Annotated in this window: 10 protein-coding genes; 7 read left to right on the top strand and 3 right to left on the bottom strand. The window is 57.2% G+C overall.

Annotation, left to right across the window (positions count from 1 at the left end; translation table 11 throughout):
• The first annotated feature begins 3 nt into the window (after positions 1–3).
• Complete coding sequence (locus K0I63_RS02390; RefSeq protein WP_220082401.1) at positions 4–675, top strand: Qnr family pentapeptide repeat protein; 672 nt, start codon at positions 4–6, stop codon at positions 673–675.
• On the opposite strand, the gene K0I63_RS02385 is transcribed toward K0I63_RS02390, so the two are convergent.
• A complete protein-coding gene (locus tag K0I63_RS02385; protein ID WP_011864274.1) occupies positions 676–1,620 on the bottom strand; it encodes a LysR family transcriptional regulator in 945 nt (314 codons plus the stop codon).
• Positions 1,621–1,816: 196 nt separating this feature from the next.
• Between K0I63_RS02385 and K0I63_RS02380 the strand changes: the two genes are divergently transcribed.
• The 5 genes from K0I63_RS02380 to K0I63_RS02360 all read left to right on the top strand — a co-directional run bounded on the left by K0I63_RS02380 (position 1,817) and on the right by K0I63_RS02360 (position 7,747).
• Positions 1,817–2,899, top strand: coding sequence for an efflux RND transporter periplasmic adaptor subunit (locus K0I63_RS02380; RefSeq protein ID WP_220082400.1), 1,083 nt, complete (start codon positions 1,817–1,819; stop codon positions 2,897–2,899).
• 3 nt (positions 2,900–2,902) lie between these two features.
• The gene (locus K0I63_RS02375; RefSeq protein ID WP_220082399.1) at positions 2,903–5,977 is read left to right on the top strand and encodes an efflux RND transporter permease subunit; all 3,075 of its coding nucleotides are present in this window, start codon (positions 2,903–2,905) and stop codon (positions 5,975–5,977) included.
• 196 nt (positions 5,978–6,173) lie between these two features.
• On the top strand, positions 6,174–6,584 hold the full coding sequence (locus K0I63_RS02370) for a c-type cytochrome domain-containing protein (RefSeq protein ID WP_011864271.1): 411 nt from the start codon (positions 6,174–6,176) through the stop codon (positions 6,582–6,584).
• A gap of 325 nt (positions 6,585–6,909) precedes the next feature.
• Entirely contained in the window at positions 6,910–7,311 is a 402-nt protein-coding gene (locus K0I63_RS02365; RefSeq protein WP_220082398.1) for a hypothetical protein, read from the top strand.
• A 52-nt stretch (positions 7,312–7,363) separates the two neighbouring features.
• Complete coding sequence (locus K0I63_RS02360) at positions 7,364–7,747, top strand: DUF6677 family protein (RefSeq protein WP_220082397.1); 384 nt, start codon at positions 7,364–7,366, stop codon at positions 7,745–7,747.
• A 118-nt stretch (positions 7,748–7,865) separates the two neighbouring features.
• On the opposite strand, the gene K0I63_RS02355 is transcribed toward K0I63_RS02360, so the two are convergent.
• The gene (locus K0I63_RS02355) at positions 7,866–8,174 is read right to left on the bottom strand and encodes a hypothetical protein (RefSeq protein ID WP_223294754.1); all 309 of its coding nucleotides are present in this window, start codon (positions 8,172–8,174) and stop codon (positions 7,866–7,868) included.
• Positions 8,175–8,483: 309 nt separating this feature from the next.
• On the opposite strand from K0I63_RS02355, the gene K0I63_RS02350 reads away from it, so the two are divergent.
• Positions 8,484–9,023: a hypothetical protein gene (locus tag K0I63_RS02350; protein WP_220082396.1), complete on the top strand. Its 540-nt coding sequence runs from the start codon at positions 8,484–8,486 to the stop codon at positions 9,021–9,023.
• A gap of 72 nt (positions 9,024–9,095) precedes the next feature.
• Here the strand turns inward: K0I63_RS02350 and K0I63_RS02345 are convergent, their stop codons facing one another.
• Positions 9,096–11,495, bottom strand: a complete 2,400-nt coding sequence (locus tag K0I63_RS02345) for a zinc-dependent metalloprotease (RefSeq protein WP_220082395.1) — start codon at positions 11,493–11,495, stop codon at positions 9,096–9,098.
• Positions 11,496–11,717 lie beyond the last annotated feature (222 nt).

The following is an 11,717-nucleotide window of genomic DNA, read 5'->3' as shown; positions in this document are numbered from 1 at the left end:
GCCATGGATGATTTACAACACGAGACACTTGAACGGGATTACTTTGAGCATGATTTTAGCGGTGAGGATCTGCAGGGGCTGCTGTTTCGTCGCTGCCGCTTCGTGCGCTGCAGCTTTAACCGCGCGGATTTGACCGACTGCCACTTCGAGCAGTGTCAGTTTGTCGAGCCCGGCGATCTACTGGGGTGTGATTTCAGCTACGCTACGCTGATCAACGCCAAGTTCAGCGACTGTCGCCTTAACCTGGCGCGCTTCACCGGTGCCCGCTGTTTCGGCGCCGAGTTTAGAGACTCTAACCTGCAGGGCGCCGACTTCTACCGCGCCAGTTTCGCCAATCAAATCGGCATCAACCACTACTTCTGCAGCGCCGTGTTCAGCGGCTGTAACCTCGCCTACGCTAACCTGTCTCAAGTGATACTGGAAGAGTGTGAACTGACCGACAACCGCTGGCGCGGCGCCAACCTGACCGGCGCTTCACTTAAGGGTAGCGACCTCAGCGGCGGCGAGTTTAGCCCGGAGCTGTGGGGCGAGTTCGATCTCAGGGGCGCCAACCTGACGAGGGTGGATCTCGAGGGGCTGGATCCCCGCGAGGTGGCGCTGGAAGGGGTGATGATAGACGCCTGGCAGCAGAGTCAGCTGCTGGCGCCCTTCGGCTTAATTGTCTGCGGCGAATAGTTAAATTAACGGCTTAATCGCCCCCTTGGTCCTGGCCTCACGATCGCAGGCACCATTTTGAAGACACTCATCTAATGCCCGCAACACATGGTCGATAAAGCGTTGACTGGCGAGGCTAATGAAACGCCGCGACGGATAGACGAGGAAGCACTTACCCTCGTAGGGCTCGATATCTTCAAATAGCATCACCAGCTTGCCATTTTCCACATATTCCCGGGCGATCGGCAGCGGCATCATGGCGATGCCACGCCCCATCAAGGCGGCCTCTAGGCAGGTACTCAGGCTGTTGACACACAGGTTACCCGTTACCGACAGTATCCTGTCTTTACCGAAGGGCACCTCGTTGAAGATCCTACCGTTGGGATAGCGAAACAAAATGGAGTTATGCTCGGGCAACTCCTCCGGCTTAGTCGGTTTACCCGCCCTCTCCAGGTATTCCGGGCTGGCAAAGAAATGCACGAATTCGCTGATGATATGCCGCGCCACCATCTCATTTTCATTAAAGGCATCTTCGAGCATGAAGGCCAAATCGATATTGTTGCGGATCATATCCTTGGGCTCTGAGCTGACGATGATCTCCACCGTTAGCGCCGGATTGAGATCCATAAACTCGAATATCGCTTGAGTGATATACAAGAGCTCGGGGATCGGAAAGATCAGTATGCGCAGGTGACCGGTAACCGCCGCTTCCTTCCCCGACAGCTCGGAGAAGGTCTGCTCCAGAGTCGCCAGCAAGGGCGTGGTTTTATTGTAGAAATGGCTGCCGGAGGCGGTGAGGGTCATGGCGCGACTCTGGCGATGAAACAGCTTAACATTGAGCTCATCTTCCAGCGTCTGCAGGCGCCGACTCAGGGTCGATTTAGGCACATTGAGAATATCGGCAGCCTCGACCAGGCTGCCTGTCTCGACGATGCGGTGGAACAGGGCAATATCTTCGGTTTTCATCACAGTCTCACTTCAATAACAGGCGGCAGACCTGATTCTGTTATTACTTTGCACACAGACACAGGGGTAAATCAAGTTAATACAGTTTCAATTTTTGGAACTCACGGTTCCATATAATTCCATTTTAATAGATGTATCGCGCTGCTATCTTAGCCGCCATGAGATACACCTTGTCACAAATGATGGAGTTTACGATATGAAACCCCTTACAACGTCACTTTCACTACTCGTATTAACTCTAGTACTTGCCGGCTGCAGCACAGAATCTGCCGAGATCGCTCCCGAGAGTGTTCGTCCCGTTAAGCTGCTGGAGATCACCGAGTTGGGAAGCGGCACCCTAAGAAGCTTCCCCGCCAAGGTCGCCGCCACCAAGCAGGCGGAACTGTCGTTCAGATTATCCGGTCAGTTGGTCGAGTTCTCTCTGGTGGATGGCCAGCGCGTCACCAAGGGCGAGGTGCTGGCGCGTCTCGACGACAGAGACGCACGCAACCAACTGCTTAACCGTGAGGCAGATCATGAGCTGGCCCAGGCCGACTTTAACCGTAAGGGCGAGCTGCTGCGTCAGGCGCTGATTTCCCAGGCGGAATATGACCTGGCCAAGGCCCAGCTGAAATCCAGCGCCGCCAACCTGGCCAGTGCCCAGGATCAGCTGAGCTATACGGTGATCAAGGCGCCCTTCAGCGGCACGGTCGCCAAGACCAAGATAGAGAATTTTCAGATAGTACAGGCCAACCAGCCGGTTCTGGTGCTGCAGAAAGATCGCTTCATCGACGTGGTGATCCAAGTGCCCGAGTCGCTGGCCAGCCGTGTGACCTCCTTTAACCCACACTCGCCTTCACTGCCCATGGTGACCTTTAGTAATCACCCAGAGCAGCAGTATGCCGCGCGCTTGAAAGAGTTCGCCACTCAGGTGACGCCAGGCACCCAGAGCTATGAGGTGGTGTTTACCCTACCGACCCCAACCGAATTTAGCGTGTTGCCGGGCATGAGTGCCCAGCTGATCTTGGATATCGCCGGTCCCGATGCCAAAAAGAAGAGCGCCATAGTGCCGCCGAGCGCCGTGCTCAAGCGAGATCAAGACGGCGAGCCCATCGTCTGGACCTATGATCTGGGCACGGGCCAGGTGAGCGCCCGCAAGGTAAGCCTGGGTAAGGTGACCAGTCAGGGCATAGAGATCACCCAGGGCCTAGCGGTAGGTGACCGTGTGGTGGTTGCCGGTGTGGCCCAGCTGCACGAGAGTCAGCAGGTCAAGCCTCTGCGCTGGCAACGAGGTGTTTAACAGATGAATTTTGCCGAGTATTCGATCACCCACAAGGTGGTCAGTTGGATGTTTGCCCTGCTGCTCCTCATAGGTGGCAGCCTGTCGTTCATGAGCCTGGGGCAGCTGGAATTTCCCGAATTTACCATTAAAGAGGCACTGGTCGTCACCGCCTACCCTGGCGCCTCGCCGGAGCAGGTGGAAGAAGAAGTCACCCTGCCCCTGGAAGATGCACTGCAGCAGCTCGATGGGGTGAAACATATCACCTCGATCAACAGCGCTGGCCTGTCGCAGATCCAGATTGAGATGGAGGACAAGTACGACGCCGAGAAGCTGCCGCAGATCTGGGATCTGGTGCGCCGTAAGGTAAGCGATACCCAGGGGAGTCTGCCCAGTGGCGCCATGACGCCTCAGGTGATCGACGACTTCGGCGACGTCTATGGCATTCTGCTCAACCTCAGCGGCGACGGCTACAGCGAACGCGAGCTGGAAAACTACGCAGACTTTCTGCGCCGCGAGCTGGTGCTGGTCGATGGGATCAAGCGCGTCAACATCGCAGGTATCGTCGACCAACAGGTGGTGGTGGAGATCTCCACTCAGAAGATCAACGCCTTAGGCCTGAACCAGGACTATATCTATGGCCTGATCAACAGCCAGAACGTGGTCTCTAACGCGGGTAGCATTCGCGTGGGCGACAACCGCATCCGCATCCACCCCACGGGTGAGTTCGACAGCGTCGAGGCGCTATCACGCCTGGTGGTGAGTGCGCCCGGCAGCGCCAAGCTGATCTACCTGGGGGATATCGCCAACATCTACAAGGCGATGGACGAGACCCCGAGCAACCTGTATCACAGCGGCGGCGACATGGCGCTGTCTGTGGGCATCGCCTTCTCCAGCGGCGTCAACGTGGTCAAGGTGGGCGAGGCGGTCAATCAGAAGATGATGGCGCTGAGCGACGAGCTGCCGGTGGGCATGATGCTCACCACAGTCTATGACCAGAGCAAGATGGTGGATCAGACCATCAACGGCTTTTTGGTGAACCTGGCGGAATCGATCGCCATCGTTATCGGCGTGCTGCTGATCTTCATGGGGCTGAGATCTGGCCTGCTGATGGGGCTGGTGCTGCTGCTGACCATTCTCGGTACCTTCATCATGATGAAGGTGCTCAATATCGAGCTGCAGATCATCTCGCTGGGGGCATTGATCATCGCCCTGGGGATGTTGGTGGACAACGCCATCGTGGTGACCGAAGGGATCATCATAGGCCTCAAGCGCGGCCAGTCGCGTCTGGAGACCGCCAAGCAGGTGATCACCCAGACCCAGTGGCCACTCTTGGGGGCGACGGTTATTGCCATCATCGCCTTCGCGCCTATCGGTCTGTCGGATAACGCCACGGGTGAGTTTTGTATCTCTCTGTTCCTGGTGCTGCTGATCTCCCTGTTTATCAGCTGGATCACCGCCATGACACTGACCCCTTTCTTCTGTGATCTGCTGTTTAAGGATGGCGAGATCCCCGATGAGGCGGATAGCGACCCCTACAAGGGTTGGCTGTTCCAGCTCTATCGCGGCAGCCTGAGCCTGGCGATGCGTTTTCGCGGCCTGACCCTGCTGGTCGTGCTGCTGGCCCTGGTGGGCTCGGTCATGGGCTTCGGTCAGGTGAAGAATGTCTTCTTCCCTGCCTCTAACACCCCTATCTTCTTCGTGGATGTGTGGATGCCGGAAGGCAGCGACATCAAGGCCACCGAGGCGCTGCTGGGTCGTATCGAGCAGGACTTGATGGCGGAGCAGGCAAAACAGGATCTCGGCCTGGTAAACATCACCAGCGTGGTCGGCCAGGGCGCCCAGCGCTTCGTGCTGCCCTATGTGCCGGAGAAGGGCTACGCCGCCTATGGCCAGCTGCTGATCGAGATGAGCAACCTAGAGACCCTCAATGCCTATATGCGCAGGCTCGAGCAGGACCTGGTACAGCACTACCCAGAGGCGGAATATCGCTTCAAGTATATGGAGAATGGCCCCAGCCCGGCGGCCAAGATCGAGGCGCGCTTCTACGGTGAAGACCCAGAGGTGCTGAGACAGCTGGCCCAGCAGGCGAGCGAGATCTTCCTCGCCGAGCCGAGCGCCACCAGCGTGCGCCATAACTGGCGTAACCAGGTGACCCTGGTGCGTCCACAGCTGGCACTGGCTCAGGCCCGGGAAACCGGCATCAGTAAGCAAGATCTGGATAATGCCCTGCTGACCAACTTCAGCGGCAAGCATGTCGGCCTGTATCGTGAGAACAGCCATCTGCTGCCGATTATCGCCCGCGCGCCGGCCGATGAGCGTCTCAATGCCGACAGCATCTCGGCGCTGCAGGTGTGGAGCACGGAAAACAACGTCTTCGTGCCCATCTCTCAGGTGGTCAGTGACTTCACCACAGAGTGGGAAGATCCGTTGATCATGCGCCGCGACCGTAAGCGAGTGATCTCTGTGCTCGCCGACCCGGTGAACGGCGGCAACGAGACCGCAGACTCGGTATTTAGAAAGCTACGACCTAAGGTCGAGGCCATCAGCCTGCCTGCCGGCTATGAGCTGGAATGGGGCGGCGAATATGAGACCTCAAGCGAGGCGCAGCAATCGGTATTTAGCTCGATCCCACTTGGCTACCTGGCGATGTTCCTGATAACCGTGCTGCTGTTTAACTCGGTCAGACAGCCCCTGGTGATCTGGTTTACCGTGCCGCTGGCGCTGATCGGCGTGGTCTCAGGCCTGCTGCTGTTCGATGCCCCCTTCAGCTTCATGGCGCTGCTGGGCCTGCTGAGTCTGACCGGGATGATCATCAAGAACGGTATCGTCCTGGTGGATCAGATAAACCTCGAGCTGAGCCAGGGTAAGGACGCCTACCGCGCGGTATTCGACTCCTCGGTGAGCCGTGTGCGTCCGGTGTTGATGGCGGCGATAACCACAATGCTGGGGATGATCCCTCTGCTGCCGGATGCCTTCTTCGGCTCCATGGCGATCACCATCATCTTCGGCCTGGGCTTCGCCTCTGTGCTCACCCTGGTGGTGCTGCCGGTGGCCTACACCCTGGTCTTCGGCATCAAGGTGCCTAAGACCGCATAACCCCTTTCCATTTCGCTTCCCGGCGTGCCCGGCTCGAGAGAGTCGGGCTTTTTCTTTGGTTCATCTCGGTTTTAGCGGCAAGCTGGATTTACACCCGCTCACCACAGGCGCCTTGTCTCACTCACCACACAGGAGGATTAGGCGCGGCGGGACTATACTTAAACCGTACATAATACAAGGTTATTGGGAGGATACTATGTATGCTCATCACTCCATCGACAGGCGCCTATTACTGGTGGCAGCATTGGCCGCCACGGCGCTACTGGGCTGTGAGCGGCCGGTGAGCTTCTCATCCGAAGTACAGCCCATACTCAACGCCTCCTGCATCAGCTGTCATTCGGGTGCAGGCGAAGGCATGGCAAAAACCCATCTGGCACTGGATAGCTATCAGGGCGTGATGCGCGGTACCCAGCTTGGCCCCGTCGTGGTTCCCGGCAGTTCCGCCTCCAGCACCCTCTATCTGGCGATCGATCATAAGGTCGACAGCAAGATCCAGATGCCGCCCCACCACAGTGATAAATTTGCGCAAGGCGAAGGAAAGCCCCTCAGCAGCGAGCAGATCGCCCTCATCAAGCGTTGGATAGATGAAGGCGCGAAACAGAACTAAGATTCCACCTGCTGACCACCGCCCCGAGGCGGTGGTTTTTTTCTGCTTCACAAATAAACAGCGCGGGTGTAGCTTGCATAAAAATTAAACCAGAAAGCTAATACCAATCAAAGTAAGTAGATGATCAGAAATAGCGCAGGGAAAACGCGTGAGAACAAGGCAGGATTTTTAGATAAGTAGTTATACTACAATCAAAAATACTAACGCCGTTATCGCGCATTTTAACACGCTAGAATGAACAGCTATTTACTACGATTGGTATAAACAGGCCCAAAAGAGCTGTTATTATCAGACTCACTTATAGGCCACTTAGTTGGACACGCCCATGGCTCGTCTGTTTTTGCTCACCCTATTTGCAGCCAGCCTGCTCATCACCGGACTGCTGACCGGCTGCGCCAATCATCACGGACAGGCCCACGCTCAGTCCCAAACTCAGGCTCAGTCCCAGTCTCAGGCTCAGTCTAATCTCCAGGCAGAGCAGCAAGAGTTGGGGGCCATGGTGCAGGCGCTGCAGCGAGCGATCGCCACCCCATCGCCCGAGCAACTAGAGGTGATCGCCCGCTACGGCACGGATTCTCGCTACTATGTGATGGTGCGTGGCTGGCTGGTGCAGGAGCTGAGCGGCATTGAGAGTCAGCTCGCCGCCCATGGCGACGGGGCGCCCGAGACAATGCGGGCCAAGGCCGAACACCTAAAAGCCGCCATCCGGCGCATCGACCTGGAATAGTTCAGCCACTAATGTGTAGAGGCTGAAAACAAACAACTCAGAAGCGAACATTATGAATAAAGCCATCATAGCCACCCTGCTTTCAGCCTTCGTCTGCCCGGGGTCGGGCCACTTCTACCTCAAGCGCTATAACGCCGGGACACTGATCTCCTGCATCAGCCTGAGCGGCCTCGCCTACCTCCTGTATCAGGCGGTCAACCGCGCCGTGACGGTATCGGACCAGATTCTGTCGGGGGAGCTGCCGCTGGACTATGGCGCCATCTATGCCGCCATCAGCCAGGCGCCTCAGGGCGGCGAGGCCTTCTGGGTCGAGGCCGCCACCTGGGCCTTCATCCTCGGTTGGCTCATCGGCATCATAGACGCCTATCGTCAGGGTCGAAAGTTGATGCGCCTGGAGGCGCGGCAAGACGAGACGCACGCCGAGGCTAACCGCTAAAGTTCAAGAGACTGGCTCAAATGACCGACTCAAATCCTTAGCTAACTCTGCAAAACAACCGCAAAAACAGCCATAAAAAAAGGAGCCTAAGCGGCTCCTTCACAAGATCAAAAATGCTTTAGCTCTGTTTCCTGGCCGCTTCCGTGCGCGAGAAATCGTGCTGAGTCGTTCTCGGCTCAAGCTCAGTTTCATCGGCGGGAGGATTGTCAGCGAAGCGATACTCACTGTTGGCGGCGGTCGTCTTGGAAAAATCATGACGACTGCTCGAGCGCTGCACCTGATCCAGCTGCGCACTTGGGTTGTTGGCAAAGAGATAATCGGCTCTTGCCGCGGCGGTCTTCGAGAAATCCGGTCTCTCGGCAAACGCCTGGGTAGTAAGTAGTAGAGAGGCTAAAGCTAAGGTCGTGCTGGCTAACAACTTCATCATGTACTCCAATCTTATTGACCACAATTAGCTAACAAAGATACTAACCTAAACCCCACATTTTTTGAACAAGATCACAGTAAGGCTTGCAAATTGTTACACTTTTTGCATGGCAATCCATCCAGCAGCAAATTTGCTATTTGGGTGATTTGCTGGGTAAACTCACTTGGTTGCTGCAGCCCCCAAGTCTATTTGCATGGCAAGTGCACAATGCCCAGCAAATAAAGCAAGTCGGGCAGATATGGCTAGCACGACCCAATGACGCGTTACGGATAACCCTTAGCCCCAGGCTAAGCAGACAAGGAAACAAACATGTCGCACCTGATCAAACTGGCGGCCCTGGTGGCTGCACTCTACTTTGGCTACCAACACTGGTTTGCCCCCTACCCGCTACAAACCTATCGCCTCACCTCTGTGCCCGTGAGCCTCAAGCTGTTGCCGGATCCTAAGGTGCTGCACAAGCAAAACACCCAGGTGGAGTTCGAGTCCCTCAATACCCAGAAAAAAGCCGATGACAAGCTCACCATGTTCGTGATGACCTTCAAGTCCTCGATGGAACGCTTCGAGCCAGAAGATCTGGAGTTTCTTCCGTATGAGATGGATAAATACACTAGCATGGCGGGGCCCGAAGTCGCCGCCATTCTCGAGGAGATGATCCTCAGCAAGGGCTATATCAACACCAATGGCATGCGTGGCTACGAGGTAGAGATGCGTCTGCCCAAGGACGATACCCGCATGCTGCAACACATCTATATTATCGACGACCACCTGCTGCTGTTGATGGCCAGCTATCAGTCCAGCCGCGAAGAGCAGACCGCCCGCAACTTCCTCGATTCGGTGCAGCGTCTATAGCCCGCCGGCTCGGGCAAATTTAGACCATAAAAAAGCCCCGCGATGCGGGGCTTTTAGCTAATGTAACAGAGCTTAAATCGGCGAACCCGGCGGCATGGCCAGCGGCTTGTGGATCAGCTTGTACTTGCTATCCTTCAGCCCCTTCTCCAGGCCATCGAGCAGCCACTGATAGTGGGCCGCCTCATAGTCGCTACTGCGCTTCACCAGTCGGCTGAGCTGCTTCTGCGCAAAAGCCAGACGGCCCGCCAGCTGCGCCTTCACCTCAGGCGAACTCGCCGCGTCATGGTAGCTGGCCAACAGGGCGTCGAGCACCACGGCATTGACCCGCATCCATACCCCCTGAGCCTGACCGTTAGGGGCATCGGCAAACACTGTCTTGGCCAGCAGCTTGTTTACCAGAGTGACGACGGAGAGCTGCTCCTTGTCGGCAAAGTAGCCCTGATTGACGCGATTGAGTCGCATCGGCTGCAGCAGCTGCCCACAGGTGTGACGACTCAGCACCTCGGCCATGCCGATAGGGTCGATCACCACGCCGGTGGCGCTATCGAAGCTCTCGCGGGTGGCGCCATAGTTACCCGACTTAGGCACCAAGGCATCGGTCACCTTAGTCGGCAGCGCCAGGGCATCCACGCTCAGGCCCTGCAGCAGTGCGTCCAGGGCATTCTTTTGCAACTCAGGCGCCATATAATGCCAGCTGCGCCCACCCTCCTGGGTGGAATAGGTATAGTCGGTGCCGCCGATAAACTTGGCCGCGGCTTCTATCTGATAGCGGGTCAGCAGATAGATGGGCACGAAGGCATCGCGCAGCTCGCCATAGGGCTGGCCTTGCAACAAGGCTGCATCGCTAAAGCCATCGATGGCCGCCTCACGCACCTTGGCCAGGCGGCTCAGCTCGGCCACAGGATCCTGGCCATTGTCCCACAGACTGGCGTAGGCATGGCTGGCACCGGCGCGGCGCGAATCTGCCTCGCCGATATATCTTAGCCCCTGACGCTCCACCGCCTGCATCAGCTCGGTCAGCTTAGCCTGTTGATCTTCAGGGCTAAACTGACCATAGCCATAGGCTACGGTAAACTTGTCCCAGGCACCGACGCCCTCATCATAGGGGGCAGAGATATCTATCTTATCGCCCTTGAGGGTCGCCTTGGGGTGCGGGTAATCCATCACAGAGGCGTTATCGTTACTCGACGCCGCGAAATTATGATCTAAGCCTAGGGTGTGGCCCACCTCATGGGCCGACAGCTGGCGAATACGCGCCAGGGAGAGCTCCGTCACCGCCTCGGCGGCTGCCTCTCTGTTTTGCCAGCCTGCGGTGAGGCCGCGGGCGATGAGGTGATCTTGCCTGACGCGCTGACTGCCCAGGGTCACATGGCCCTTGATGATCTCACCTGTGCGGGGATCGGCGATGGCACTGCCGTAGGACCAGCCGCGGGTCGCCCTGTGTACCCACTGGATCACGTTGTAGCGAATGTCCTGAGGGTCGGCATCCTCCGGCAACAGTTCCACCTTGAAGCCGTTGATGAAGCCGGCCTCGTTGAAGGCGGTCTCCCACCAGCGGGCTCCCTCTAGCAGGGCGCTACGAATGGGCTCGGGCACACCGGGATCCAGGTAGTAGATAATAGGTTTCACCACCTCGCTAGGCGCATCGCCCGGGGTGACCTTCTGCAGGCGGTGACGCAGCAGATGACGCTGCACTATGTCTTTGTCGATCGGCGCGCCGTAATCCAGATACTCATCGGACAGGTAGCCGCTGTTGGGGTGATAGGCCCGTGGCTGATAGTTGTCGTCCGGCAGCTCGACGAAAGAGTAGCGCATCCGCAGTGACATCTGTTTGCCGTCTGGGGTGACCTCGGCCACCTGAGGCCCAGCCTTGGCGCCCTTGAAGGTAAGCAGCACGTCGACATCGCTGTTACGCTCGAAGGATTTCACCCCTTGAGGCAGGATAAGCGAGGTCTCCTTATCCAGCTGATAATGGCCCTGTTTGGTCTGCTCCAGGGTATCGGCTATGCCGTGCAGATCGCGCAGTACCAGGTCATTGATCGATACCAGCGCCTGCTTGCCTTCCAGCACCTTGCCGCGCCAGAGCACAGATTCGGCGAAGGCCTCTTTGACTGCCCGCTGCTCGGCGCCGTTGTCTGTGGTCGCCCGGTAACGGGTGTTGAGCTGTTTCAGAATGAGATAGGGGCCGTGGCGCTCAAACTGCACCAGGCGGGTCATCCCCAGCTGGCCGCGATCCAGGCCGATATCGTTAGAGCCCACGCCATGGGGCAGGCTGGTGACCAGCAAGAAAGGCTGATTGAGGCGGGTCGTCTCCAGGTAGAGATCGCCCGAGCCTTGCTGATAGAAGAGGTTGATAAAGCCTTTAGCGGCCTGGCTGCTCTTGATCACCTTAGCGCTATTTTCGACGGCGAGCAGGGGGCCAGTCGGGACCAGAATGAGGGCAAGGGCCAGCGCGAGTGTAGAGGGTCTCATGTTATCTCCTTGCTGAGACTTATAATGGGAGACTGAGTTGTTCAAATATTATGCGTCTCGTGAATATCAGTCACTTAGCTTAACAGGTCTCCACTCTGGCTCAAGTGCAAATAATTCACGCCGCATCATAAGCCTCCCCGCCTTATTGGCCAGCGGAGCGACAGCCACAAAAAAGGGGCCAAGGCCCCTTCTCTTCTCTCACATGCGCATTGCACTGTCTGA

The sequence above is a fragment of the Shewanella rhizosphaerae genome (assembly GCF_019457655.1).
Lineage (GTDB): Bacteria > Pseudomonadota > Gammaproteobacteria > Enterobacterales > Shewanellaceae > Shewanella > Shewanella loihica.
Note: the sequence above shows the minus strand (reverse complement) of the source record. Positions and strands in the feature narration are given on the sequence as shown.

Excerpts from the sequence above, each read along its gene's own strand:
- K0I63_RS02390 (WP_220082401.1), top strand. The coding sequence starts at position 4 with ATGGATGATTTACAACACGAGACACTTGAACGGGATTACTTTGAGCAT.
- K0I63_RS02385 (WP_011864274.1), bottom strand. The coding sequence starts at position 1,620 with ATGAAAACCGAAGATATTGCCCTGTTCCACCGCATCGTCGAGACAGGC.
- K0I63_RS02380 (WP_220082400.1), top strand. The coding sequence starts at position 1,817 with ATGAAACCCCTTACAACGTCACTTTCACTACTCGTATTAACTCTAGTA.
- K0I63_RS02375 (WP_220082399.1), top strand. The coding sequence starts at position 2,903 with ATGAATTTTGCCGAGTATTCGATCACCCACAAGGTGGTCAGTTGGATG.
- K0I63_RS02370 (WP_011864271.1), top strand. The coding sequence starts at position 6,174 with ATGTATGCTCATCACTCCATCGACAGGCGCCTATTACTGGTGGCAGCA.
- K0I63_RS02365 (WP_220082398.1), top strand. The coding sequence starts at position 6,910 with ATGGCTCGTCTGTTTTTGCTCACCCTATTTGCAGCCAGCCTGCTCATC.
- K0I63_RS02360 (WP_220082397.1), top strand. The coding sequence starts at position 7,364 with ATGAATAAAGCCATCATAGCCACCCTGCTTTCAGCCTTCGTCTGCCCG.
- K0I63_RS02355 (WP_223294754.1), bottom strand. The coding sequence starts at position 8,174 with ATGATGAAGTTGTTAGCCAGCACGACCTTAGCTTTAGCCTCTCTACTA.
- K0I63_RS02350 (WP_220082396.1), top strand. The coding sequence starts at position 8,484 with ATGTCGCACCTGATCAAACTGGCGGCCCTGGTGGCTGCACTCTACTTT.
- K0I63_RS02345 (WP_220082395.1), bottom strand. The coding sequence starts at position 11,495 with ATGAGACCCTCTACACTCGCGCTGGCCCTTGCCCTCATTCTGGTCCCG.